We start from the raw sequence: 26,254 nt of genomic DNA on the forward strand, positions 1-26,254 counted from the left end.
ATTATTCCCCTGTTGGGATCCTCTTCCATTGTTACCTTGCTCATTCCCATTATTCCCTTGTTGGGATCCTCTTCCATTGTCCCCTTGCTGATTTCCATTATTCCCTTGTTGGGATCCTCTTCCGTTGTTACCTTGCTCATTCCCATTATTCCCCTGTTGGGATCCTCTTCCATTGTTACCTTGCTCATTCCCATTATTCCCTTGTTGGGATCCTCTTCCATTGTTACCTTGCTGATTTCCATTATTCCCTTGTTGGGATCCTCTTCCATTGTTACCTTGCTCATTCTCATTATTTCCTTGTTGGGATCCTCTATTTTCTTGCTGAGATCCTCTTCCGTTATTTCCTTGCTGTTGTCCATTATTTTCTTTTATTTGCCTAGATGGCTGTTCCTCTGTTTTCTTTTGTTCTTGATGTTCTGGCTTCTCATATTTTTTGTCTTTTACAGAAGACAAATCTGGTGATACATAAGGAGATGACTCCGGCTGTGATTGCACTTCTTCTTCGTTTTCCACCGGATTAGACGGCGTGGCAGGAGGCGTAAGCGGTTTATTCTTCTCATTCTCTTGCTTTATATAAACCCCTGTCCCAATTCCTGCTTTCTTGGCATTCTCGCGTACTTGCATCGTACTGGTTTGATATACGACTGTAACATGTTTTATCGCATACTCTTTCTTTAATTCCTGCATAGCCTTTTCCAACTGTGGTTCAAGCAACTTGTCCTTTGCAACAGCTGTTAACATAACTTCCTTATCATTCGTTAAGTACTTATCTTCTTGACTCAGCTTTATAATAGTACGTATTACGTCTTGCACATGTTTATTTTCCCATTGCTTCATTTCTTTTAAAATACGCCTTCCATCATCATTACAAGCTCGCAAATCTATAACACGAAGATCCTTCGTTACGCTCGCCTCTAAACTTGGATTTATATCAACTGAAACATAAGCAAAAGCTTTTTCTTCCGGTTGGTTGTAGAAAAACAGAAACACACATAGACAACAAGTAACAAGTATTGATGCAGGCTTTAAAAAAGGAGGCATTGTAAAACGCGGTGACCTTTGTTCTTCTTCATCAAACGAGATTTCCTCCCCAACCATGTAAGAGTGCGCTTTTCTTTTAAACGTAATAAACTCTCCATTTGGAGTTAATACAACTACGTTATGTTTTTTTATATCCATTACAATTCCTTTATTCATCATTCTTCCCCCCTCTTATGTAATCAAGAATATATGTATAGTTGTTTGCAAAGATAATACACATTGCAATAATGTATTTTCTATGTCGCTCCAACGTTTTACGACTTACCCTAACACGCGGTTCAATATGTTTAAGCGGTAATTTTTTCTTTCGGAACAGATCTTCCATCATTTCCTCTTCTTTTATAATAATCTTCACAATCTCTATTAAGTGTTCACGCGTATCACGATGCTTAGGAGATTCTTTAGCAAGCTCTAAAAATGTGATTTTAAACTCAGCTAACACAGTTTGAAAATGAAGAATTTCCTCCTTACGGTTACTATTTTCCATCTCTTTCATATACTCCGTAAGTGATACTTGCATTTCTAACATTTCCTCTTGCTCATCTTCTTTTAAAAAGACAAGGTTATGCTTTGACTCCTTGCGTATATAGTCAATTACATCTCTTTTTATAAGAAGATCAGCAAACGCTAGAAAAGATTTCCCCTTTTTATATGAATACTTTTCTATTGCTTCATTAAATGCAAACAATCCAATACTATATTCATCATCCTGTTCTGTAATATATCGGCGGCAGACAGACGAGATTGATTTTCTAATAAACGGCTGATACTGCACGATAAAAGCTTCTTTATCTTCTTCGTTATTTTGTATGTTATATACGATATCTTCTATTTTTGGTTTTCTTAAGATCTTCATTACTAAACTCAACACTTGTAATCTCCCAGCCTCCTTCACATAGCAAAATGGTCACTAAACAAGTGATCATTCAACCACATTTTGTTAGTACTTTTCTTTGAGCTTGTCTTCTTGCTCATATTTTTCAAAAACGACTTTCCTCATCGTTTTCTTAATGATTATTCTGTTCTGTTTATATAAAAGTTAAATCTGCATTTTCATTTCTTATATTTTTTGCTTGCCCTTTTTCTATTTTATCTGCAATCTTTAAATAACTCTTCTCTATATTTCTGGTAATTTCAGCCTTTTCTCTCGGCTTCCTCAATTAATCTAGCAATTTTATTAACACTTCAATATTCTCTCATAATCATTTTTCTTCTCTATACATATTCGGAGGAATACAAAGTTTTATGGGGGTCAAAAAATATTTTTATAAAAAAATAAAAACCATTGATTTGAAAAAAGGCTAATCAATGGTTTTCTTATAATATCTATTAAATTAAGTTGGACTTTCATTATATGTAAGAATATCTACTGTTCTCACTATTTCCTACCGATTTTCTCTATTGTTATCTTTCTTGATTATCATAATATGTCTTATCTGCATATTTTTGATTATCTCCTTTTAGATAAGCTAATATTACTTTTGGATTTTTAAGTAAGTCCCAGTCTCCATATATATCAAATTTTCTTCACGAAGTGCGTTTTTTCGACGTACAAAAGGAATTACATAACTCATTAGTTGACTATCTAATGAGTTATCAATATCCGTTTCTAGTTTTTTAACTCTGTAACAGATGCAAGGCTAACTTCTTACAATATGAAACTAAGGCAATTGTTTAACATATGTATCGCTATGACATATGCAAGGGATCTTTTAGAAATTAGATAAGCAATAGTAAGTATCACCGCGCCTGGTAAATAAATGGCATAATCCGAAAGCTGGTTCGTATGAAGGAATGTAAAGATTAGAATCGAAATGATAGATGCAATAGCAGTACCAATATAATGTGAAAAGCGATTTATTAAAATATAACGAAACACAATTTCTTCAAGTATTGGACCCAGAATACCAAATACAAGCAATGTAAATATAAGAGATACCTCCCCACCCCTTTCAAGGAGCTGTTCTTGATTCTCTGGCTGACCAGTTGCTAGAAAATGCATAATAGAATTTTCAATAATCATCATAAGTAAAACCACCATAGGAATACTCACTATTTTCAAAATTGTTTTCTCTTTAAAATAAGTAAAACTTTGAATGATTTCTTTCCTAAAGAAAATTATTCCTACAATAGCAGATACAGTAAAACCGATGGCACTAAGAAGAAATTCTGATTCAACTAAATTGACATTAGTTAAAAGTGATATGCCAAATAATATGAACAAGCCAATTTGAAATGGTACAAACAGTGTAAAGATTACTAACATAATAAGTTCTTTTTTATTCATTTTTATAAAGTTCATTTTGTTATCCTCCTAATTAAATTACCTACAATCTTTGATTTTTCTTTCTGCATAAAGTTCTCCTTCCAAAATATATTCATACAAGTTAACAGACCGAACGGTCCGGTCCGGAATATAATGATACTATAAGTTTCTAGTTTTTTAAACCCTTTTTACAAATGATTAACAAAATAGAAAAAAGCAAATATATTTATAACTCGGTTTCTTATTTACAATCACATTCCAGTACTCATTAATTATTTCTTTTATAGAATGAAGTGATCAGGCTTTTATCCACAAGAACTGCGAGAGATATTATTATATAAGAAGTAAAAGTGGGAGTAGTTCAAACACTTTAGCTAAACATATTGATGAAGATTATATATAATACTCATATGTCTATGCACTCAAATTAACTATATATTTTTACATCTTCTACGATTTTAGGTAAAATTAGTTTTCTAACATGAATAAATTAAACAATTGATCATGTTATTTTTGACAGAAAATTCATTTAAAAATTATAAATAATACAATTTGATTAACCTCTGTTCAAACTGTACTATTTGAGGTTTCCATAAGATAGGAATTGATACTATATTTTTGCTTCACACTTATTTATACTTACAAAAAAATAGAGGATAAACATTACCTGGAATATTAAGCTCGGTTTTATTAGGAGGACTACAAAGCATGACTAAAGTTGATACGGTAAAGGAAAAAATTATTGAAACATCTTTATATTTATTTAATACTAATGGGATAACTCGCACATCCATCCAGGATATAATGACAGCTACTGAACTACCTAAAGGGTCTATTTATCGTAGATTCAAAAATAAAGAAGAAATTGTCCTTGCTGCCTACGACAAAAGTGGTGAGATTATGTGGGGGCATTTTCATAAAGCAATGGAAAATAAAAAGACAGCAATCGATAAAATTCTTGCAATTTTCCTTGTATATCAAGATGCAGCTAATAATCCCCCTATTGCTGGAGGCTGTCCATTGCTTAATAGCGCAATTGAAAGTACTGGCGTATTCCCAGAATTACAAACAGCAGCAGCAAAAGGTTATGATGATACAGTAATGTTAATGGCTTCTCTCATAAAAGAAGGAATAGAGAAACATGAACTTAAAGAAGATATAGACATTAGATCGCTCGCTTCTTTTCTTGCATCTTCAATGGAGGGCGCTATTATGGCAAGTCGAGTATCGAACGATAATATCCACCATCAGTATTTTATTGAACAAATAAAACATCATCTTTTCTCTTATTCTAGATAAGTGAGAACTTGCATTGCTTGCATTCAATTTTTATAGGCTTAAATTGAATAAACCCCTCTCATAAAAAGTATCTTCTGTTTATGAGAGGGGTTTATTCATATATTTATATAAAAAATGGCATTCCTTCCGTAACATAAAAAAGATCTTCAAATTTTTAGATACTCCTACTGTCGGCGTTCAAAAGCAAGACGTACAGCAAGACCCGTTAATACACTTGCCATAAGCCAACGCTGCACTCGCAGCCACGTTGGGCGTGTGCCAAACCATGTAGCAATTTTGCTTGCTGTAAACACAATTAGAAGGTTGACTATAAAACTAACAGTGATTTGCGTAAGGCCTAAAACTGCACCTTGTAGAAGTAACGATCCCTTCTCAGGATCTTCAAATTGAGGTAACAGTGACACATACAAAATAGCAATCTTTGGATTTAGAAGATTAGTCATAAGTCCCATTAGAAATAAATTCCGTGGTGGCTCATTAGAAATAGTACGAGGTTCCATAATAGAAGTAGCACCCGGTTTTATCGAATTCCAGGCGAGCCAAAGCAAGTAAGCGGCACCTGCCCACTTGACTGCTTCGTAGACAGCGGGTACTGCAAGGAATAGAACTGTAAGTCCGAACATTGTTGCGATTATATAAATGACAAATCCGAGCATAATGCCCAAGAGAGAAATAAATCCTGCCATACGTCCTTGCGTAATGGAACGAGAAATGAGATAAATCATATTAGGCCCTGGTGAACAAACCATGCTAAGCGAAACAATTGCAAAGGCTAACAAAGTACTAAAGCTCACCATAACTCTTCCCCCTTCATGTTACATAAAATTTCCTATTGTACATTTTATCATGATTAAGGAGAAAAAAGATTAATATCAGTCGATGTAACTAAGTAATATAATCGGATCGAATTTATGGTAATGATATACCTCTTCTTCTCTTAAACAGAGATTTAAAAATAACCTATCCATAGTGATACTACAGCAACTACTAACAAAGCAAAACAAATTGTGATATTTCGAATCCACTTTTGTATATCATCAAAATATCGTTCTATAAATATAGCGTTGATATAAACGATAAGAAATAAAACAACGAAAGTAAAGGAACCGAATTTATCGTTAAATTTCTCATTGGTATATGTGCTTACATGAAGGAATAGAAAAACAAACACTACTATGAATAGCTCAAATATCCTTTTTTTATTCAAATCGCCACCACCTTACATTAATTTCCTTTTATTCCATTTTACCAGAACATAATGTGTTGCAGCATGAATATTTTATCATGTCAAAAAGGCTAACAATTCAAGATTGTTAGCCTTTACTTTCCATATTCGTACCTTTTATTACTTTACTTCCTAACAACTGGAATCCACATTTCACCATATACTAAGCCGTCTCTCTGTCCCATCTCAACCGTTGTATTTGGTCCCCCAACATAAGCAAACTCCGTTGCTTCTCGTAAAGCTTGACCGAAGGCAATGCCAGTCAGCTTATTACTTAGCTCTTCAGCCGTTTTGTCTTCCCCTTTTACTACTAAGTATTCTCCCTTCGGAAACTGGATCACTCTAGATTCTTCTTCTATTTGTGCTTCTGTCATGACACCAGCATAATACATCATCTTGTTATTCACCGCTTCGCTAACAGAAAAAATGTATTCATTTGTAGCGAGAGCTTTTAAAGTGTCCAACCTTCCATCTTCTTTAACAGCTGACCAAAAGTCTTCCTTTTCTTTATTTATTCCCGCAAAGTCTGTGTATTCGCTCTTAATTTCAGTTCCAATACCTAACACAATAAAGCTATCTTTTTCTTCAATCGTATAATTTTTCATATTCAAAACCTGCCTTCTTTTAAAATGAATCAAATGATTTATCTTTTCATCTGATACGTTTATAATATCTTTAAATCATGTCAAAAAATGATACTGTTTAGGAGACTCAAATGAAAAAAGTTGAACGGATTAATACAATTATGCGGTATATCAACAACCGCTCCCACTTTACAATTACTGAAATCATACGAGAATTTAACATATCACGATCGACAGCTATTAGAGACATTAGAGAAATTGAAGCTATGGGCATGCCACTTGTCGCTGAAGTTGGGCGAACTGGTGGATATTTTGTCATGCATAATTCTATCCTGCCCGTTGTTCGTTTTACTGATAACGAAGTCAAAGCACTTTTTATTGCCTTTATGGCTACAAGAAATCAACAACTTCCCTACCTAAAGAGCCGCCAGTCTTTAGCCGAAAAACTACTAGGACTCATCTCAGAAACACAGCAAGATGACCTTGTTGTTTTAAATCAACTCTTACTTTTTGAAGGGACTAATCCTCATAATCCCGATTTACTTGAGCTTTCTGACCTCCCCCACCCTATGTTAGAAAAACTCATCCAAATCCTTCTTTTGGATAGACATTTATTGATTACAACCAAAGAAGAGAAAGAAACCAAGTCTTATCCTATTTATTTACTTCATCTTTATAAAGAAAAAGGCAATTGGACCATTGAAGGATTTGACTTAAAAGCAGAAAAGAAGATGATGTTTCCTGTCGATGACCTTATCAATATCGAACCGTACACGCCGAAAAAGAGATTAAATAAGAAAAAGATTTTAGAAAAACTCAGTAAGAAGGACGAAGCAATTAACCTTGTACTTGAACTTGGTCCAAAAGCAATTGCCCAGTACAAAAAATACCATCCTTTCAAAGTTTCTATATCTTATACAAATCCTTACCAATCTACAGCTATTTTAAAAACATTTATCGATGTTCACAATTCCGATGAAGTGACAGAGATGACAAATTGGCTACTTTTCTTAGGGAAAGATCTTACAATCAAGGAAATGCCTGAAGAAGTATTAAACGATTTCCAAGAGAGGTTATGTTTATATTCACCATAAGCAGCGATCGGTTACACCTGAAAATATTGAATTTAATTCGTTACCAGTTGTCCATATTTTTAAGTTCCTAGGGAAAACATTGTATTTGCTATCAAAGCTAAACGAAGCTTCTAAGAATAATACAATAAAAAGGTGTGAACTAGCTTTTAGTTCACACCTTTTTATATTAGAGTTTACTATACATACATTAAATTGCTTGTTTAAGATTTAAATGTGGATTTGGTCCATACTTATTCTCACCTTCGTCACTTTCAATGATACAAAACACAAGTAGAACCGCTCCTCCAAATGGTACCAAATTTAATAGCTGCCACCATCCTGTTTTTCCACTATCATGTAATCGACGAGCTTCCACTGCCAGAGTAGGAACGATAAAAATTGCTATATATAGCAAAGTAATATTGGCTCTTAAATAGAAGACAGACGGAGAATATGAGGCAAAATATATTAATGACCAAAACGTAACCTTATTAACTAAAGTAAAAATCCAGTACTCTTTTCTCGTTGCTCTCCCACTAAATTTCGCATAGTTTTTGAGAGCATATAAATACCATTTCATTTGAATCTCTCCCTTTTCCATCCCCTAAACAATTAATATATACATTATATACCTTATAAGTATAAATATAACACATTACAACTATAACCTCTATATTTATATAGAATATTCTGTTTATTCTTAAGTTATTTTAGTTAAGCTTTACATACCATATTTCATGGCATTTGTATTCAATTCATTATTCTCCTATTTACTTTAAAACTATTACAATTAAGTGAAGTATGAATGTATTATTAAAGCACGGAAAATCTCCCCGTGCTTTTTCAAAAATATATATAATTTCGGATGACTTAATTCACTTACCCTAACTGACGTTTAAATGCTTTACTAGCAAAAAAGTACGAGATAATCATGATCCCTACGCACCAAGCAAGTGCAATCCAAATATCGTTACCAACAGTCCCTTCATATAAGAGGGCACGAATCGCATTCACAATTGAAGTTACAGGCTGATTCTCTGCAAATGCACGAACAATTTTTGGCATCGTTTCAGTAGGTACAAATGCTGAACTAATAAATGGTAGAAAAATTAGTGGGTACGAGTACGCTGTCGCTCCCTCCATTGACTTCGCTTTCAACCCTGGAATGATAGCTAGCCATGTGAGCGCTAGCGTAAACGTTCCTAGTATTCCAATTACTGCAAGCCATTCTAGCATACTAGCACTGGAACGGAAGCCCATTAAGAGCGCAACAAGAATAACCACTACGATAGTAAGAACATTAGCAACAAGAGAGGTTAAAACGTGAGCCCACAATATCGATGAGCGCTTAATTGGCATCGTAATAAAACGTGCCATTAGCCCACTCTTTACATCCGTAAATAATCGCACAGAAGTGTAAGCCACACCGGATGCGATAGCCATTAGCAAAATTCCCGGCAATAAATAATTGACATAGTTATCCGTTCCTGTCTTTATAGCCCCGCCAAATACGTAGACAAACAATAGCATCATCATAATTGGTGTAATCGCTACTGTAATAATTGTATCCGGACTACGCATAATATTACGCATTAAGCGCCCTAGTAATACCCCTGTTTTGCTTTTCATTTACATCTCCCCCTTTTTACCGATAATCGCAAGGAAAATTTCTTCCAATGTCGGCTGCTTCTCAATATACTCTACTTTTGCTGGCGGAAACATCTCTTTCAGTTCAGTAAGAGTACCTGTCGTAATAATTTTCCCGCCATGCAAAATAGCGATACGGTCAGCCAGTTGTTCTGCTTCCTCCAAGTACTGCGTCGTGAGCAAAATTGTTGTGCCGCTGCCGGCAAGTTCCTTGACTGTATCCCACACTTCGATCCGCGCTTCCGGATCAAGTCCAGTCGTTGGTTCGTCTAGAAAAATAACTGCTGGCGCCCCAATCAAACTCATCGCGATATCAAGTCGGCGCTTCATCCCACCTGAATACTGGTCTGCCCTCTGGTTGGCCGCATCAGTCAGGCTAAATCTTGCAAGTAGATTATCAGCAACTTGGGCGGGACTAGAAACACCACGTAACTTAGCAATCATTATCAAGTTTTCCCTTCCAGTAAGCATGCCGTCTAAAGCTGCGAACTGTCCTGTCAAACTGATGCTTTGCCGAACATGATCTGGTTGTCGCTCGATGTCAAAACCGCAAATACTCACTTCACCATCATCTTGCTTCATTAGCGTCGAAAGGATATTGACCGTTGTCGTCTTTCCCGCCCCGTTTGAGCCTAGCAGCGCGAAAATTTCACCACGCTGCACCTCAAAATCCACTCCCTTTAAGACTTCTTTATCTTTAAAAGATTTTTTTAACCCTGTTATAGAAATCGCTGCGTTGCTCATATTTTTTCCCCCTTATTAAAATAGGTTACCTATACCCTCTATTTAGTATCACTTATAATCTGTATTACTTAGTAGTGGTTTAAAAATATAACTGAATAGCGATGGCGGCAATTCACATTTGTAACCAGCTAATCAGTCGGTATTACTAATTGCATTTATTTTTTTCTCAATTTCTTCATAATACTTTCATTCAAATCTTCACGATACTTAGAGACATACGTTTTAGCGTTTGTCACTAGTTCATCAGCAAAAGATGCTACGTCCTCCCCAGTAATGTCAAGCACTTGTCTGCCTTCCGCTGCACCAGCTTCAAACAAATCGATTAATTCATACTGTATGTGCAGCATATCCATTCCATTACCGGCTGAGAAATTCCACATGTAATTTTGAATTTTCTTAAACACAAACTGATAGTCCTCTGGCAGTGCTCCAACACGTGCCATCATCATTTTGTACTCTTTTTTATCACCAATTAATTTTTTAAACATTTCCAACATCTTATTTTCCTCCTTTTTTATAAAGCAGAACAAGAAACTCTCCAAATATGAGCCGGAACATTTTATATTATGAGGCTAATTTGACTTCAAGACGTTAATTTTTGAAGATACAAAATCCCATTTCCTCCAAAACAGTTCAAGCTCTTGACGGCCATCCTCATTTAATGAATAAAACTTACGTGGCGGTCCCATATCTGATGGTTTCTTTTCAATATTCACAAGCTTTTTCTTTTCTAATCGTACGAGGATAGTATAAACCGTCCCTTCCACGACTTCGGTAAACCCAAGATCATTCAGGTGGCGGGTAATCTCATAGCCATACGTTTCTCGGCGGCTAATGATTTCCAGTACACACCCTTCCAGTGAACCTTTCAGCATTTCAGTTAAATTTTCCATGTCCTGATCCTCCTTTACCCCCTATTCTGTCTGACTTATATTCAGTATCACAGAGTACTAAGGCGAATTTTTACTGAATAGCTTTTGAGTAAAACTACACTATTCAGTATTACTTATTACAACTACATTGTATGACTAAGTAGAGATGAATGTCAACTAATTTTCAAAATTTTTCTAAAATCCGCTATTACCTATTGTTTACTGAAAACATTTTGAAAAACAACACTACTCAGTATTACCTATTACTTCTACATTGTATGACTGAGTAGTTGTAAATGTCAACTCGATTTTTATATTTTTCTTAAATCATCTATTGCCTATTAGATACAACGCTTTTCTTTTTGAAGAAATTTCTCCACATATCTCGCCAAGAAAAGAAAATACCCCAAAACAAATATTCTACATTTTTGTTTTGGAGCGCTATAGGCTAGCTATTTTTAATAAGACAGATTATCCTTTTGTTACGATAACATCATTTCCATATCTTCCGCTGCATTTGTAATCAGTTTCAAACCGAATGTTTCTTGTAATACATCAAGCACGCCAGGTGAAATAAATTCAGGCGCCTTTGGACCGATGCGAATATCTTGAATACCAAGACTAAATAGTCCAAGTAAAATCGCAACCGCTTTTTGTTCAAACCATGATAGGACAATACTAACTGGCAATTCGTTCACTTCGCATTGAAAAGCATCTGCTAAAGCGGCTGCTATTTTCACTGTAGAAATTGAATTATTACATTGCCCTAAATCGATGTAACGCGGAATCTCTGTACCAGGTACAACACCGTAATCCACATCATTAAAGCGGAATTTCCCGCAAGAAGTCGTTAAAATAACCGTTTCTGGCGGAAGTGACGTTGCTAATTCACGATAATATTCTCCGCCTTTTCCTGGTGCATCACAACCTGCGATGACAAAGAAACGCTTAATCTTTCCTTCTTTTACCGCTTCAATAATTTCTGGAGCTAATGATAATACTGTATTATGATGAAACCCTGTTACTAACTGTTCATCCGACTCCATATGTACTTCTGGAAGTTCTAGCGCTTTTTCAATCAACGGCGTGAAATCATCACTTTCAATTTTTTGCACACCCTCTAAACCTGCAATATCATATGAAAAGAATCGATCAGAGTATGATCCTTTAATTGGCATCACACAGTTCGTTGTCGCTAATATGGCACCTGTAAATTTTTCAAAAAGACGTCGTTGATCATACCATGCCTTACCGATGTTTCCTTTTAAATGCTTATATTTTTTCAGCTGCGGATACCCGTGTGCTGGTAACATTTCAGAATGCGTATAAATATTAATTTCTTTTCCTTCTGTTTGCTTTAATAATTCTTCTAACGCAAATAAATTATGACCAGTAACTACAATTGCTTTACCTTCTACATGGTTTTGTGTAATTTGAACAGGCTCTGGAACACCAAAGTGATTCGTATGCGCCTCATCTAACAACTCCATCACTCGTAAAGCCGATTTCCCTACTTTCATAGCCATATCAATATGTTCTTGTTCATTAAAGTTAGAATTTGTTAATGTCATGTACAGTGCTTCTTGCGTTGTAGCATCTACAAATGCATCCGTATACCCTAGCTGAGCAGCATGCGTACGATAAGCCGCAATTCCTTTTAAGCCAAACACAATCGTATCTTGTAAACTTGCAATTGTTTCATTTTTACCGCAAACACCGATTACTTTACATCCGCCTGTTGGCGTTTGTTCACATTGATAACAGAACATGATCATCCCACCCTCTCCCAATCATTCCTTACAAATCAAGCATAATACCCATTAGGAAAAAAGGATGTGATATCAATCACAATAATATATAAAAATTTGTGACAGTTCACATTGTTGACATAATATTTTTATTGACACCAAAAAACATTACATAATCATATTGTTCAGGTTTTCAAATATCTAAACTATTGCTGAATCACATATAAACTAGAAAGTTAACAGAAATAGACATACAAAAACGCTATTATTTCTTTTTATTATTCAACTGAAAGAATAGCGTTTTTTCATTTTGAAGAACTATCAATTTTTTGATTAAAGATTTTATGAAAAATCACTTTATTTACAATACATTTACACTATCTTTACAATGTTTACATTATTTATATGATATATTTATATAGAATCTACTTAAGAAATTTCATTTACATTGTTATCTTTATAATCTCTGATCTGATTGATAAGAGATTATGTTATATTTTCATACCAGGGGTGAATTAGGATGACTGAAACTTTAAAAACACTTATAATGCTTGATGCTACTTACGTTGTTATAGCAATTATGACGGTACTGGTATTTGTATACTTAGAATTAAAATCTCAGTAACGTATGCAGACTTTGCATTTAAATATAGTTAGAAAAAAACGAGGAGAAATTTGTTTCTCCTCGTTTTTATATTCCCACAGTTTCTTATTTCAACAAATCTAATGTATGTAAAAGTAATCCTCTATCCCCTACTTCTCCATGACCAGGCACTACTGAATTCATATTTCCATATCGCTTCAGCACGTTCTCAATCGATGTAGACCATTTATTTACATAAGTATCAGCAACGTTTCCTAAATTTTTAGCTTCCGTAGATTTCACTAAACAGCCTCCAGCTAAAATGTTGTATTGCGGTAACCATACGACAATATTATCTTCTGTATGTCCTTTCCCTGGATAAAATGTTTCTACTTTCATATTTCCAAACTTCAAATTTGTAACGGTTTGTAAGTCTGCAAGTGGTTCTTCATATCCATTTTTCTTTGCTAGTTCTGCAGTCAATGCCGTACTATGCGCTTTTATTCCTCTTTCTTTCAACGTTTTTATTCCGCCAATTCGATCAGCGTGCGCATGTGTAATAATGACATCCGTTACACGCTTCTTAAATTTCTTTTCTACCATCTCTATTAATTCCTTCGTTAGTTTATCATCCCAAGAAGAATCGACAAGTACTAACCCTTTAGAAGTAGTAAGAACTAGGCCGTTCGAAGGAACTGCTTCTCCGTTAAAGTAACCTAACTCCGTATGAACCCATACATTTTTGTTTAACTGAGAAATTGAAATAGTTCCTGTCTCATTTTTTATTACTTTTTGCTCTAGCTTTTGTTCCGCTTTCACAGAAGAAATTGTACTAACAAATTGAGTTATTCCTAGTAAACTAACACATACCCCTAATTTTAATAATGTATTTTTCATTTTCTCCACCCTTTCTTTCAAACGAAATAGTTATTACCTATATTAGACAATTAACCTTAACAGTTTGTTCCATCTTTTTTACATATTTTTCATACCATTAATAAAAAGCGTACAAAATTTTGTACGCTTTAAAACTTAACCTTTTATTCCATAATTCTGAAACTCTTCCTCATTCCCATAAAATACATTCAAATCAATATACTTTTCTTTTCCATTATAACCCTTTAATCTCCCGCGATTCGTGTATTGCCAAAACGTCCATTTTCTCTTATCCGATAAACTCGGTTTTGTAAAAACACTACGAATCCATATATCACATTGGGGATACGCATCCTTTATATACAAATCATATGCCTCTTGAGTTGCATACAATATTACTTTCTTACCGTAATGTTTTTCTAGCATTTCAATCATGACCGACAACTCTTTCACAACATCTTCACGCTTAGGTGGATTATCTTTTTTGTTAGCATAAAACTCAACATCAATTACGGGTGGCAATGCTTGTTTATATTTTGGAACAGTTCGTATATATTGCTCTGCTTGTGTTTCACCCTTACTATCAAAACTAAAAAAATGATACGCTCCGACGCGCATACCTGTCTTATTCGCATGCGTCCAATTTTTCGAAAAGTACTTATCCACAAAAGCGCTTCCTTCAGTAGCCTTTATAAACGCAAACTTCATATTTTGCTTTTCCAACTCCCTCCAATCTATATCACCTTGATATGACGCAACATCTACACCTTTTATTTCATACTTATCCGCACTTATTTGATTCAGAATAAATATGCCTTGAAAAACTAAGTAAGCGAAAACACTCATTACACTAATTAAGGTAAAGACTCCTCCTATAATAAGCTTCTTTTTCATTCGTATCACCCATCTTTACACATTAATATTCCACTTACCATTTACGTTTATTGTTAATCCTCATTTTTTCTTCAAATGCCTTCTCTAAATCAATTTCTAACTTGTTTGCTAAATCACATACATTCCAAATGACATCAAACATTTCTAAACCAATCTCTCTTTTCGAATCTTGTATTTTATCACGCTTTAATATAACTTCCGCTAATTCACCTAATTCCGCCATCGCATACATCGTACGCTCTTCAATTGTTGTATCTTGAAATCCTTTTTCTTTACTGAAATTTAATACATATCTCTGGAATTCCACAATATTCATACTTAATCTCCCTTCATGATAAATACTCTGTTTTTCTATTACACTTAAAATCTATTTTGTTAAATTATAACATTCATACTATAATTTATTTATAGCCCTTTAACGGAGGTGTTTTCAATGGCTCTCTTCGCTTCTCCATCATTATTCATACTAGCAATCATTTCATTTGCACTAGCCTATTTCATCGGAGTTAAACAATACACTTGGCTCTTATCAGGATTCAATGAACGCCGTGTGTCAGATAAAATAAAGTTATCAAAAATAGTTGGTCTTTATAATTTAATTGCTGGTGTTATCGCTACAATTGGTAGCATCTTCCTTACTCCTAATGTAAAAATCGTATTTCCTATCATTATAATTGGACACGTTATAATCGCTGCCTATGTAAATACACGTATGGTTCAGTAAAAAAAGACCATCCAATCGGATGATCTTTTTTATAATTTATCAACATATTGCTTCGCTTCTAATAAGGAAAACCCAAAAGCCTCTCTTACTCTCTTAACTGCTGTAACTGTTTTTCCTTCTTCCATAAGCTGACGCAACTCTTTATTAATTTCAGGTTCTCTATCTACGATTCCCATTTCTTTCGAAATTAGCTGTAATCTATCTTCCATCCTCTTTAAACGTGCATCCGTTTTCTTTTCGATTCTATTTAATTTTTCAGCAATATAAATAAACCCAAAGACCGCTATCGGTATGATCATCCAAAATTCCATGACTATCCCTCCTATTAGCTTTCATTTGTTTTATTTCACTAGATTATGTAAATTTTACCACAAAAAATATTTAATGTATAATAGTAATGTACAGCATTGTTGATACAACCTTTTATTTTAGGAGGCACTTCATGAAAAGATTTTTTAAGACATTACTACAATTTGTAGTTCTTTCAATTGCACTACATTTATTATTTGATATCGTTGGCTGGCTTGTTTTCAATGCGCCAATTAAAAACAAAGTAAGCATTATTTCCTTACTAACAACCTCATGGCTAATGTACATGTACCGAGATAAATTTTTTAAAACATTCACTTCGAATTAACTAAAAAAACTTCATCGATAAAAGATGAAGTTTTTTCTTTTTCTCTCATTCTCTCTATATAACTACTGTATAATAGAACTAACATTCTGTCTTTTCAAAGAAAGGAGTCACTATGAACTTAAAAAGTAACAATATATACGAGAAAATGAACCAATATTCCGTTGCAGGTTTAAGTCTTGCCGTTATACGTGACGGCAAACTAGACGAAGCGATTACTTTTGGAACACTTGAATCTGGAACAACTAGAACTGTCACTACGGATTCCCTATTCAATTCTTGCTCAATTAGTAAATTCTTCACTACAATGCTTGTATTAACGTTATCAGATCAAGAAATCGTACATTTAGACGAAGACGTAAATGTTAAACTCACATCTTGGAACATACCTACCAATCTATTTACCTCACAGAAAAAAGTTACGTTACGAAATTTATTAAGCCACCAATCTGGAATTATTGATCCTCCTAATAGTTTTGAACATTATACACTTGCACAAAGGCGACCAAAAATAGCTGAACTACTTGCTGGTAAAACATCATATTGCTCCATACCTATTGAAGTGACTTATAAACCAGAAAGTGAATTTCACTACTCTGATGCAAACTTTTGCATTATTGAACTACTACTTAAAGATATAACTGGAAAACCATTCAATCTTTTACTTGAAGAATATATCTTTCAGCCACTGCAGCTAAAGAATAGTACCGTATTCTCTACTAAAGATATAAATAAAATGGAGGCCTTTGCTTGTGGGCATAATAAAGATGGTACTGTTACAAATGAGAAGTATCCATTTTATCCATTCGCAGCTTCTTCAGGTATTTGGACAACACCAACAGACTTATCAACTTTAGTAATTGAAATCATTCATTCCTTACAAGGAAAAGGTAGACTAAAACTTTCTCAAAAATTAGGACAAGATGTGATTTCCCCTCAAGGTTGCTCAAAATGGACTGGATTAGGTGTTTTTCTAGATGATTCTAACGAAGACTTAAAAATGTATTCACTTGGATGGGGCGTGGGATTTCAATGTATGATGGTATGCTATCCATACCGAGGTAACGGTGCTGTTATTATGACGAACACTGACTTAGGTGTTCATCAAATGGAAGGGATTATTGGTGACGTGTTAAAAACATTATCCTTATAAAGAAAATAAAGAAGCTGTTCCTTCCAACTTCTTTATTTATATTACATTTTTCGCAACAATTTTTATATGTTCTGGTGCGATAATCTCCGTTATACTTTCTTGAAAATCTTCCTGCAACATTTCTTCAATATGTTCTAACTGCACTTCAACATGTGTGCATTCTAAATTATGTATATTTAATAATGCATAATGATCTTTTTTCTTAATTACTAAATATTGATTTTCCTCTGTTACAAGTACAGAGCCTAATCGTACCCCTAGTAAGCGTTGATCATCAAACTTCACAACCATTTCCCCTTCCTTAATCAAAAACACGATCTCTATGTAACAAAATACCATTTTATGTAATCTATTCTTAATAAACTATATCATAATTTGTTAAAATATAAATATCATATTTCTTTTTACTAAAAGCCCCCTATTCTTTTATATATTTCGATACAAAAAACTTTCTCAACATAAAATTAGAATTTTCAGTTTTTATTCTTGTGAAAATCTATTATAATAAAGTTAATAAATGTTTGACCTCTCCTAATTCATGTACATATGGATGATCAGTAGTTGCTGTTACTACTGATCTATTTTTTTGATTTCAGAAAATAAATACGCTGCATCCTTTCCTACACCACAAATAAGTGCAGAGCCTCTTTGAGATTGCCACGGTAAACCGATATAATATAATCCTTTTACTGGACTTATTCCTCTTACATGATTAGGAAATCCATTCTCATTCACTGCCTTTTCTATTTCGATCCATTTATAGTTTTGAATAAAACCAGTTGACCATATAATGCTTTCTGCACTATACGTGCCACCATTTTCAAACATAATATTATTTTCTGATGCACTAACCACTTTTTCCTCTAGTTTAATTGCTCCACTACGAATAAGTTCTTTACCTTCAAAACCCAAAATAGGATCCTTTCTCTTCTTAAACCACTTTCCCCTCTTTGTATTTAATTCAGCGTACAATAAACCCAATTTTTCTAACCAACTAAAAATGCTTTTTCTAAAAAGATGTAACGGTAAAAATGTTAAAGGATGACTGATAGACATTGTAACTTCATGAGTTTTTGCAAGTTCTACTGCAATTTGCATTCCGGAATTCCCGCCACCTACTACTAGTACTTTTCCTTTAGGAATTTGTGATGGTGATTTATATTGAGATGAATGTATTTGAAAAACATGCGATGAAAGATGTTGTGAAAATGAGGGGATGTATGGTTGCTGAAAACCACCTGTTGCGATAACAACCTTTTTTGATTGTAAAATTTCTGTAGGAGTATGTAATTCGAATATATCTTTTTCTTTCTTTATTTTTAAAACTTCGGTTTGCAATTGGACGGGTAATTTAAAGCGCCTTGCATATTCTTCTAAATATGTTGCCATTTCATCTTTACATGGAAATCCCTTTCCTTCTCCTTTTACTATCATACCTGGTAAACTACTATATTCCCTCGGTGTGAAGAGCTGTAAAGAATCATATCTGTTTCTCCATGAATCCCCAATTTGGTGTCCTGCCTCAAATAATAAAAAATTATATCCTTCTTGCTTCAAGTAATATCCCAGTGTTAATCCAGCTTGACCAGCTCCGATAATAATTAGGTCTTTCACTCTAATCCCTCCTTCCATTAAACGCATGAATATTTGTTCATATATTCATGCGTTTTTATAATCATAACATTTTATTTTTACATCATTCAATATTTACTCAAAATAAAAAGGGGTATACTCCCCTTCATTCTACTTTCCCAGTCTTTAGTGCTTGTGCCCAGTCATGCCTTTCCTGTTGAATAGCTAACCCAGCAGCTTCTTCCCAATTATAAGGAACTGAAATTTGTTCAATTATCCATTCTCCAAAAACCTCTTCTATCACTACATATTTTGCATGCGGGGTTCCCGACTCCATTTTATGTACAACAGGTAATTCATCTTTGTATGCAGAAAGTCCTACACTCCCTGGATTTATAACTATCTTACCGTTTGCCAAATAAACAACTCTAGGAATATGCGTATGACCGCATACTATTATTTTTTGTTCTATATTTTGGAGTTGATCCATTATATTTTTTTCACTCTTTAATACTGCACCATTCTCGTCCATCTCTTCTAGTAAATACACCTCATCTGAAGTTGGCGTACCATGACAAAATAAAATATCGTCTACAATACATTGTGAAGGATGTTGTTTTAACCAATCTATATGATTTTCTGTTAATTGATTTCGGACAAAAGTTAGTGTAGCAGACTGCTCTTGTATAGGTTCCCAAAGCATGCGATCACAATTGCCCTTAATATGTATCATCTCAGTATTCATTAATATTTCAATTGTCCTTAAAGGATCTAATGGCCCATACACACTATCCCCTAAATTTATTATCATTTCGACCTTGCGACATTCAATATCTTCTAATACTGCTTTTAATGCGTGACTATTTCCATGAATATCTGAAATGATTGCTATTTTCCTATTCATTATAGCACCTACTTTGATAAATTATTTAGGATATCTTAATTTCTAAACCCTCTCCTCATAAAATATAATTCTATTCAAAAACGGATCAATCACAGTTAATTCCATTGTATCCCACGGCGTGCTCTCTATATCAGGTTTTGAATAAGCATATTCTTTATTCAATAATATAGAATGATAATCCTCTACATTACCTATTTTGACCCGAATCGCACCGCCTGGCGAAGCATCCCCATGATGTTCTGATAAATGTATTACAGCATCGTGTAACGAAATTTGCATATATAATGGCATATGCTCCTCATACCGATGTTCCCAATCCATTTTAAATCCTAAAAAATCTATGTAAAATCGCTTTGCTTTTTCAACATCAAAAATTCTAAATATAGGTGTAATCATTTAAACTCTCCTCCTATTTATAAACATCTGCCGCCAATTCCCTCAAAACATCCACATTCACTACTTCAAAGCAACCATTGTTCTTCTTTATAATCTCTTTATCACAAAAAATATTTAATGTACGTAATAGGTGCCGATAACTCGTTCCTAACAATTCAGCTGTTTCCGTTAAATTCCCGCTAAATACAATTCTATTTCCGTGCTGCACCGCTCGTTCCCCTGCTGCTAACATATAACTCGCAAGTCTATTCTCAAGTGGATATAATAAATTAATTGTACTATTTTTTGAAAGTCGATTTAATTTATGTGCTAATGATCCGCAAATACATCGTAAAAATTTCGCATCATGAAATAGTTGATTTCTCACTTTTCCTAAAGGTAAAGCAACACAATATGAATCTGCCATCACTTGTACGTTTGAAGCCGTCTTTTGAGAATGAATTAACTCCACATCCCCTAACAGCTGCAAACTATCATAAAAGCATAATAATACAGATTTCCCGTTACTTAATGTATTAAACGCTTTCGCTTTTCCTTCAACAAAAAAATACAAATAATCTATATCCTCATCTTCTCTACATATAAATTCATTCTTTCTAAAAAATAATAGCTCCATATAAGGCTTCATATCTTTACTAAAAAATGAATCAATTTTATTTTGTTTCATATACTCTGCTAACTTACTAGAATTACATACCTTTTTCATAATCCCCCTCCTTTACCACTCTTCCCCATTGTAATCAAAATTTTCTTCTTTTACTTTAAAAGAACGAAAAAGTAGAATTTAAGGCGGGTCTTGTCAAATCCATAATTCTATAATACTATGTGTTAGGAATTGTTTTCCTGTATAGGAAAGACAGAACTGTGTATCCAAAAAAAAGGAGAAATAAATTATGAAAAAGATTGGGATTGCTGTTATGAGTTTGTCTTTAGCACTTGGGGCTGGGTGTGCTAAAGAAGAAACAGTTAGTAAGGAAGAAAAGGTAAAAAATTCGGAGGAACAAGTAGAAGTCTCTAAAACTGGAAATTCTAAAAAAGAAGCTGAAAAAGAACTGAACATCGTAGAAGAAGCTTCTGTAAACAAGAGAAATGAAGTTTTATTTGAAAACAACAAAGGAAAGGCAACGCTTATTGGTGAAACAATTACTCCAGAAGGAACTATTGTGGCGGCAATCCAATTAGATGGAGAACTAAAAAATGCAACACTTCCTGATATTAAATTAAAATTCGTAACAGATTCTGGAAAATCCGAAGAATTGAGCAAGGCTGACTTTTCAGGATATCGATTCGTGAAAGATTCAATTATTGTAGTATATGAATCACTGAGTAAAGTAGACGGAACGAAATTAATGAGAATGGACTACAGCTTTAAGAAAAATGAAAATAATGATAATCCAGTCGATGTGAAAAGTTTAACTTTCAAAGAGGCTACGGGAACAATAAAAATTCCTGCTTTGAAAATGATTACTAATAATTCTGCTGATAAGTTAAACATCAAGGGAGAAAATGATGATTTTAAACTGACAATCGATAAAATTTATGTTGATTCAACAAAATCAGAAGAATTAAAAATTAGTGGTAAAATTGAAAGCAAAAAGGACATGACCTTTGATGATGGTAAGCTCCACTATACGAGACCTTTTATTCATAAATACGGTACTCCTTCTATTTCAATGAAACAGTCTGAACTTTTTGCAGGTATACCGGTTGACTTCACTATGACATTAGAATCAAAAATTCCGTTTGCAAAAGACAAAAGTTCTATTTTTAACTTTGATTTTGATGGCATCCTATTTAGTTTTGATGCAGCAAAAGGCAAGAAGTATTCTGGGCCAATTAATTTAGACGATTTACCAATCATAGATAATGAAAGTTATCTTGATGATTTAGGCTTAGATGGATTTACTGCTGTGAATGGAGAAAAATATTATAATGGAATCCAATCAGATAGAACGTTCTGGAATCACGGCATAGGAGATACTTCTGAACGAGCTACTTATGAATATACATTAGGCAAGGAATTTAAAACGTTAAAGTTTAAATTAGGTGCAGGAGAGAAATTCAAAGGACAAGGCGGAAACTACGAAGTCTTTATTTACGGTGATGACTTTAATTCAGAAGGAGAGGGGAATCCAACAGGAACTCCATTACTACATGAACAAGTTACAAGTGATTCACCAATGAAAGACGTTACTGTAGATGTAAGCGGCGTTAAACAATTACATGTTTATTATCACTCAACTTCTATAGAAAAAGAGAAAGGGTTCCTTTTTGAAAGTGAAACAGAAAAAGGGAAAGTACAATTATTAATGACTGATATGAAACTTCAATAGAAATTAGAAGAATCTTCGTTTATAAAACGAAGATTCTTTTTTTGTTTTCGTAACACCTAAATACATAGGGATATCTTCTTTAAATCGTTAAATACATAATGACATATGTCATAGTAATACACAATTTCAGCATGATACAATCATTACAAATATGAAAATTAAAGGGGATATTACATTGTATAACTTTCTTTCTGTCTTTATTGGTGTGCTCATCGCCGTTATGCTGCCATTGAATGGGATTTTATCTGAGTTAATTGGCAAGTACACAGCGAGCGTTGTCATTCACCTTGTCGGTTTAATTGCAGTTATCTTCATTTTAATCATAAACAAAAATAAAATTCGTTTCGATAAAGGTATTCCACTTTTTCTATATAGCGCTGGAGCGATTGGAGTATTCACTGTTCTTTTTAACAATATAAGTTTCTCCGTCCTTGGTGCCTCTATTACGATCGCATTAAGTTTATTCGGTCAATCCATTGCTTCCATCGTTATTGATCATTTCGGCTTATTAGGAATGAAAGTTGCAAAGTTTGAAAAGAAAAAACTAATTGGATTATGTTTCATCTCTTCCGGAATTATAATCATGACAATTTATTAATGGAGGCAGAAAAATGTTATATATTACGATCGCTATTTTAGCTGGTGTTTCTATCGTTGTTGCTAGAATTATTAACGCGAATTTAGCAGCGAAAATTGGAAATTGGGAAGGCACGTTTTTTAATTATATTACTGGACTATTTTTCTCTATGTTATTTTTAATTTTCAGCTCTGATTCAATGTACATTCCTGTTCATACGTTGCAGTCTATTCCTATCGCTGTTTACTTAGGCGGATTAGTAGGCGTTATCGTCATCTCGTTATCGAACTACATTACTCCTAAAATATCAGCATTTTATTTAACGTTACTCATCTTTATCGGACAATTATTTGCGGGGACTATCATTGATTTCATCTTGTCACACGAACTCTCAATGGGCAAAATTGTCGGTGGCATTTTCGTACTAATTGGTCTCACTTACAATTTACTCATAGATCGCCCGATAAAAACCGTGAAGCATAACCACGTTCAACTATAATACTTTGCGCTCCCCTATCATATATTAATAGAAAAGCTCTTCATACGAAGTGATAGAGAGGAGAATATTCTATTAAGAAAATCATTTTACTGCTCGGTAGCGCACTAATTATTTTTGGAATCGTATGGTTTTTCAACTCTGGAAAATCTATTCAAGATTTCTATACAGCAAATAAACCAAAGAAAAAAGCTACTATCATTTCCACTCAAAGAGACCCAAATAAGCCCCCTGTCTTTTTAGGAAAACAGGAAATAAAAGATATACATGTCGAGTCAATTAAAACAAAAAAGGATATCTTTCTCACAAAAACCGATGAATTAAAAACACTCATTAACAGTATGGATACAGCCAAAAAAGGAAAATTAACATTAGATGAAGAAGGATCAGATTTAATAGATTGTGATATGTGGATCACTTTCGAGGATGGAACTTATAAAAAATATTTCATATGGGTAGTTGACCATCACAATAACGAAGTAATGATTGCTCAGCAAGATGCTCCTGATGATGTAAACCTTACGTACTATCAATTAAATGAAGATAGTTCAAAAAAAGTTTATAACTTATTTAAAAAAATTATCTAAACGAAAAAGTCATGAGCAAGTGAGCTCATGACTTTTTGCACTATATATATTCTGGGAACACTTTACATCCTTTTTCCTGCTCTATATCATGCCCAAAGAAAACAAACGGCTTCTCTTTTATCACAACTTCTTTTAAACGTTTAATTGAAGATAAAGCTAATTCTGGATCAAATCCAGCAAACGGCACCTCATCTTCAAAATTCTCTTTCGTATAAGATGCATCAATCGTTAATAATACAGGACCGGATTTTTCCGTCTCAATTAATAATGACTGATGCCCTGGAGAATGTCCTGGTGTATACAATAACTGAACACCAGGTACCACTTCATAATCACCTTCAATAATTTTGTAGTTTAAATTCGGCAGTATACACTCTTTCAAATATTCCTCTCTATACTGTGCCGCCTCATATTCAGCACGCTGTATAATGATTGGCGTATTCGAAAAAGCACCATTTCCTCCTGCATGATCAAAATGCAAATGTGAACTAATAATATATAGCAGATCATCTGGCTTATACCCTGCACGTTTTAAAATAGCTATGATTCTATCTTCTTCAGTCATTTTCGGTAAAATCTGCCCTTCAACAAATGTACCGTTAAAAAGCCCTTCATTATTAACCGCACTTTCTGGCATACCTGTATCTACTAAAATAGGCCCCTCTTCTGTCTCCAAAAGATAACACCATACAGGTAAGTTCAATAACTTTCCCTGTGTGAGCGTACTATTAACAGAAGAATGATCTAACATACAACGACCTGCTGGGATGAAATAAAGCTTCTTTACTGTCATTATGTATCCACCTTTACATTTAATTTGAGATAAAGTAACACAGTAAAAAATTCTGCTTTTTAGAAACAAACTCCTTCCACACTTTCATACCAGCATAAATAAAAAGGGTGTACTTTTTTACATAATGGCATTTCACCATCTATAATAAAAGAGTAAATGACTCTTATTTTAATGGAGGGAATACACATGAAAGCAATTGGTTTACATGAATACTTACCTATTGAAGAAGAAAACAGTTTAATTGATATTGAAGTTGAAAGACCTGTTGCTACAGGAAGAGATATACTCGTTAAAATTAACGCTATTTCCGTTAATCCAGTTGATACAAAAGTTCGCTCTCCGAAAGATAAAAAAGAAGATGTAGCGAAAATACTTGGTTGGGATGCTAGTGGTGTTGTCGTACAAACGGGCGAAAGTTGTACGTTGTTTAAAGAAGGCGACGAAGTGTTTTACGCTGGGAGCATTACGAGACAAGGTACATATAGTGAATACCACCTAGTTGACGAAAGAATCGTTGGCAAGAAACCAAAAACGTTAAGTGATGCTGAATCTGCAGCACTTCCTTTAACAGCTATTACAGCATGGGAAGGTTTATTTGAACGTTTAGGCATTGATTATAATAAGAAGGATACAAATACATTTAAAAACATTTTAATTATTGGCGGTGCTGGTGGTGTTGGCTCGATTGCAATTCAACTAGCGAAATGGGCTGGACTGAATGTAATTACAACTGCATCCCGCACTGAAACGATACACTGGGTTGAAAAATTCGGTGCTGATTATATTATTAACCATCACCAACCTTTACAAGATCAAATATTAGAGTTTGGGCTAAAAGACGTAGATTATATTTTCTGCTTAAACAATGCAGATCAACATTGGCAAGCAATATGTGAGCTTATTAAACCACAAGGGAAAATTTGCTCTATCGTAGAAAATGAACATCCTCTTGAGATGGGGATTTTAAAAAGTAAAAGCGCTACATTCGTTTGGGAGTTTATGTTTACAAAAGCGATGTATGAAACTGGTGATATGATTACGCAGCACGAACTATTAAATAAAGTAAGTGAATTATTAGATGAAGGCATTTTAAAGACTACTCTAAATGAAACATTCACACCAATTAACGCTGAAAACATAAAGAAAGCACATGCACTACTTGAAAGCGGAAGTACAATTGGGAAAATCGTTTTAGAAAAGTTTTAATAACAAAAAGTCCGATTTCCAAATGAG

32 protein-coding genes and 1 pseudogene are annotated in these 26,254 nt (G+C 34.0%); 10 read left to right on the plus strand and 23 right to left on the minus strand.

Annotation, left to right across the window (positions count from 1 at the left end; all coding sequences use genetic code 11):
* The 4 genes and pseudogenes from FS742_RS17510 to FS742_RS17525 all read right to left on the minus strand — a co-directional run.
* The coding region (locus FS742_RS17510) for an anti-sigma factor domain-containing protein (protein WP_313956676.1) at positions 1-1,197 on the minus strand (1,197 nt) is incomplete at its 3' end.
* The gene (gene sigI, locus FS742_RS17515; RefSeq protein WP_144613987.1) at positions 1,190-1,912 is read right to left on the minus strand and encodes an RNA polymerase sigma factor SigI; all 723 of its coding nucleotides are present in this window, start codon (positions 1,910-1,912) and stop codon (positions 1,190-1,192) included. The genes FS742_RS17510 and sigI, both read right to left, overlap by 8 nt.
* Positions 1,913-2,445: 533 nt before the next feature.
* Positions 2,446-2,568, minus strand: a pseudogene (locus FS742_RS17520) (glycosyl transferase family 2); the annotation flags it as partial.
* 121 nt (positions 2,569-2,689) lie between these two features.
* Positions 2,690-3,343, minus strand: coding sequence for a CPBP family intramembrane glutamic endopeptidase (locus tag FS742_RS17525; protein ID WP_144613989.1), 654 nt, complete (start codon positions 3,341-3,343; stop codon positions 2,690-2,692).
* Between the two features lie 672 nt (positions 3,344-4,015).
* Between FS742_RS17525 and FS742_RS17530 the strand changes: the two genes are divergently transcribed.
* Positions 4,016-4,606 carry a TetR/AcrR family transcriptional regulator gene (locus FS742_RS17530; protein WP_144613991.1) on the plus strand — a complete coding sequence of 197 codons (591 nt, stop codon included), beginning with the start codon at positions 4,016-4,018 and terminating at the stop codon, positions 4,604-4,606.
* 164 nt (positions 4,607-4,770) lie between these two features.
* On the opposite strand, the gene FS742_RS17535 is transcribed toward FS742_RS17530, so the two are convergent.
* The 3 genes from FS742_RS17535 to FS742_RS17545 form a co-directional block, all read right to left on the minus strand.
* The gene (locus tag FS742_RS17535) at positions 4,771-5,403 is read right to left on the minus strand and encodes a LysE family translocator (RefSeq protein WP_144613993.1); all 633 of its coding nucleotides are present in this window, start codon (positions 5,401-5,403) and stop codon (positions 4,771-4,773) included.
* Positions 5,404-5,555: 152 nt separating this feature from the next.
* The gene (locus tag FS742_RS17540; RefSeq protein ID WP_144613995.1) at positions 5,556-5,813 is read right to left on the minus strand and encodes a DUF3963 domain-containing protein; all 258 of its coding nucleotides are present in this window, start codon (positions 5,811-5,813) and stop codon (positions 5,556-5,558) included.
* 143 nt (positions 5,814-5,956) lie between these two features.
* Entirely contained in the window at positions 5,957-6,436 is a 480-nt protein-coding gene (locus FS742_RS17545; RefSeq protein ID WP_144613997.1) for a GyrI-like domain-containing protein, read from the minus strand.
* Positions 6,437-6,546: 110 nt separating this feature from the next.
* Here FS742_RS17545 and FS742_RS17550 point away from each other — a divergent pair, with 110 nt between their 5' ends.
* Entirely contained in the window at positions 6,547-7,509 is a 963-nt protein-coding gene (locus tag FS742_RS17550; protein ID WP_144613999.1) for a helix-turn-helix transcriptional regulator, read from the plus strand.
* A gap of 187 nt (positions 7,510-7,696) precedes the next feature.
* Here the strand turns inward: FS742_RS17550 and FS742_RS17555 are convergent, their stop codons facing one another.
* The 9 genes from FS742_RS17555 to FS742_RS17595 all read right to left on the minus strand — a co-directional run bounded on the left by FS742_RS17555 (position 7,697) and on the right by FS742_RS17595 (position 15,168).
* Entirely contained in the window at positions 7,697-8,068 is a 372-nt protein-coding gene (locus tag FS742_RS17555) for a DUF805 domain-containing protein (protein WP_087984099.1), read from the minus strand.
* 299 nt (positions 8,069-8,367) lie between these two features.
* Positions 8,368-9,117 (minus strand): ABC transporter permease, encoded by a 750-nt coding sequence (locus FS742_RS17560; protein WP_144614001.1) that lies wholly within the window; start codon positions 9,115-9,117, stop codon positions 8,368-8,370.
* Positions 9,118-9,879 (minus strand): ABC transporter ATP-binding protein, encoded by a 762-nt coding sequence (locus FS742_RS17565; RefSeq protein ID WP_144614003.1) that lies wholly within the window; start codon positions 9,877-9,879, stop codon positions 9,118-9,120.
* 155 nt (positions 9,880-10,034) lie between these two features.
* Complete coding sequence (locus tag FS742_RS17570) at positions 10,035-10,376, minus strand: DUF1048 domain-containing protein (RefSeq protein WP_144614005.1); 342 nt, start codon at positions 10,374-10,376, stop codon at positions 10,035-10,037.
* A 75-nt stretch (positions 10,377-10,451) separates the two neighbouring features.
* Positions 10,452-10,772, minus strand: a complete 321-nt coding sequence (locus tag FS742_RS17575; RefSeq protein ID WP_002087595.1) for a PadR family transcriptional regulator — start codon at positions 10,770-10,772, stop codon at positions 10,452-10,454.
* A 461-nt stretch (positions 10,773-11,233) separates the two neighbouring features.
* Positions 11,234-12,520, minus strand: a complete 1,287-nt coding sequence (gene hcp / locus FS742_RS17580) for a hydroxylamine reductase (protein WP_144614007.1) — start codon at positions 12,518-12,520, stop codon at positions 11,234-11,236.
* Positions 12,521-13,208: 688 nt separating this feature from the next.
* Complete coding sequence (bla2, locus tag FS742_RS17585) at positions 13,209-13,979, minus strand: BcII family subclass B1 metallo-beta-lactamase (protein WP_144614009.1); 771 nt, start codon at positions 13,977-13,979, stop codon at positions 13,209-13,211.
* Between the two features lie 135 nt (positions 13,980-14,114).
* The gene (locus tag FS742_RS17590; protein ID WP_144614011.1) at positions 14,115-14,852 is read right to left on the minus strand and encodes a glycoside hydrolase family 25 protein; all 738 of its coding nucleotides are present in this window, start codon (positions 14,850-14,852) and stop codon (positions 14,115-14,117) included.
* A gap of 34 nt (positions 14,853-14,886) precedes the next feature.
* A complete protein-coding gene (locus FS742_RS17595) occupies positions 14,887-15,168 on the minus strand; it encodes a MazG nucleotide pyrophosphohydrolase domain-containing protein (protein WP_144614013.1) in 282 nt (93 codons plus the stop codon).
* A gap of 117 nt (positions 15,169-15,285) precedes the next feature.
* Between FS742_RS17595 and FS742_RS17600 the strand changes: the two genes are divergently transcribed.
* On the plus strand, positions 15,286-15,576 hold the full coding sequence (locus FS742_RS17600) for a DUF3784 domain-containing protein (protein ID WP_144614014.1): 291 nt from the start codon (positions 15,286-15,288) through the stop codon (positions 15,574-15,576).
* Between the two features lie 29 nt (positions 15,577-15,605).
* Here FS742_RS17600 and FS742_RS17605 read toward each other — a convergent pair whose 3' ends face one another.
* Positions 15,606-15,887, minus strand: a complete 282-nt coding sequence (locus FS742_RS17605) for a hypothetical protein (RefSeq protein ID WP_000397706.1) — start codon at positions 15,885-15,887, stop codon at positions 15,606-15,608.
* A 131-nt stretch (positions 15,888-16,018) separates the two neighbouring features.
* Here FS742_RS17605 and FS742_RS17610 point away from each other — a divergent pair, with 131 nt between their 5' ends.
* Together FS742_RS17610 and FS742_RS17615 are read left to right on the plus strand one after the other, a co-directional pair.
* Positions 16,019-16,213 (plus strand): hypothetical protein, encoded by a 195-nt coding sequence (locus FS742_RS17610; RefSeq protein ID WP_144614016.1) that lies wholly within the window; start codon positions 16,019-16,021, stop codon positions 16,211-16,213.
* A gap of 112 nt (positions 16,214-16,325) precedes the next feature.
* Positions 16,326-17,363 carry a serine hydrolase domain-containing protein gene (locus FS742_RS17615; RefSeq protein WP_144614018.1) on the plus strand — a complete coding sequence of 346 codons (1,038 nt, stop codon included), beginning with the start codon at positions 16,326-16,328 and terminating at the stop codon, positions 17,361-17,363.
* Positions 17,364-17,399: 36 nt separating this feature from the next.
* Here FS742_RS17615 and FS742_RS17620 read toward each other — a convergent pair whose 3' ends face one another.
* The 5 genes from FS742_RS17620 to yeiL form a co-directional block, all read right to left on the minus strand.
* On the minus strand, positions 17,400-17,648 hold the full coding sequence (locus FS742_RS17620) for a hypothetical protein (protein ID WP_000666946.1): 249 nt from the start codon (positions 17,646-17,648) through the stop codon (positions 17,400-17,402).
* 285 nt (positions 17,649-17,933) lie between these two features.
* On the minus strand, positions 17,934-18,977 hold the full coding sequence (locus tag FS742_RS17625; protein WP_144614020.1) for a flavin-containing monooxygenase: 1,044 nt from the start codon (positions 18,975-18,977) through the stop codon (positions 17,934-17,936).
* 124 nt (positions 18,978-19,101) lie between these two features.
* Entirely contained in the window at positions 19,102-19,839 is a 738-nt protein-coding gene (locus FS742_RS17630; RefSeq protein WP_144614021.1) for a metallophosphoesterase family protein, read from the minus strand.
* Positions 19,840-19,881: 42 nt separating this feature from the next.
* On the minus strand, positions 19,882-20,235 hold the full coding sequence (locus FS742_RS17635) for a glyoxalase superfamily protein (RefSeq protein WP_144614023.1): 354 nt from the start codon (positions 20,233-20,235) through the stop codon (positions 19,882-19,884).
* A gap of 13 nt (positions 20,236-20,248) precedes the next feature.
* A complete protein-coding gene (gene yeiL / locus FS742_RS17640) occupies positions 20,249-20,941 on the minus strand; it encodes a transcriptional regulator YeiL (protein WP_144614025.1) in 693 nt (230 codons plus the stop codon).
* 187 nt (positions 20,942-21,128) lie between these two features.
* On the opposite strand from yeiL, the gene FS742_RS17645 reads away from it, so the two are divergent.
* From FS742_RS17645 to FS742_RS17660, 4 genes are all read left to right on the plus strand, one after another.
* A complete protein-coding gene (locus FS742_RS17645) occupies positions 21,129-22,568 on the plus strand; it encodes an NPCBM/NEW2 domain-containing protein (protein ID WP_144614027.1) in 1,440 nt (479 codons plus the stop codon).
* Positions 22,569-22,719: 151 nt separating this feature from the next.
* The gene (locus tag FS742_RS17650) at positions 22,720-23,166 is read left to right on the plus strand and encodes a DMT family transporter (protein WP_144614028.1); all 447 of its coding nucleotides are present in this window, start codon (positions 22,720-22,722) and stop codon (positions 23,164-23,166) included.
* 13 nt (positions 23,167-23,179) lie between these two features.
* Entirely contained in the window at positions 23,180-23,644 is a 465-nt protein-coding gene (locus FS742_RS17655) for a DMT family transporter (protein ID WP_144614030.1), read from the plus strand.
* An 89-nt stretch (positions 23,645-23,733) separates the two neighbouring features.
* The gene (locus tag FS742_RS17660) at positions 23,734-24,228 is read left to right on the plus strand and encodes a hypothetical protein (protein WP_144614032.1); all 495 of its coding nucleotides are present in this window, start codon (positions 23,734-23,736) and stop codon (positions 24,226-24,228) included.
* 40 nt (positions 24,229-24,268) lie between these two features.
* Here FS742_RS17660 and aiiA read toward each other — a convergent pair whose 3' ends face one another.
* Complete coding sequence (aiiA, locus tag FS742_RS17665; protein ID WP_144614033.1) at positions 24,269-25,021, minus strand: quorum-quenching N-acyl homoserine lactonase AiiA; 753 nt, start codon at positions 25,019-25,021, stop codon at positions 24,269-24,271.
* A gap of 186 nt (positions 25,022-25,207) precedes the next feature.
* On the opposite strand from aiiA, the gene FS742_RS17670 reads away from it, so the two are divergent.
* Entirely contained in the window at positions 25,208-26,227 is a 1,020-nt protein-coding gene (locus tag FS742_RS17670) for a zinc-binding alcohol dehydrogenase family protein (protein WP_144614035.1), read from the plus strand.
* The last annotated feature ends 27 nt before the right edge of the window (positions 26,228-26,254 follow it).

Origin of the sequence: Bacillus cereus (assembly GCF_007678085.1) — a bacterium.
In the GTDB taxonomy this organism is placed as follows: Bacteria; Bacillota; Bacilli; order Bacillales; family Bacillaceae_G; genus Bacillus_A; species Bacillus_A cereus_BE.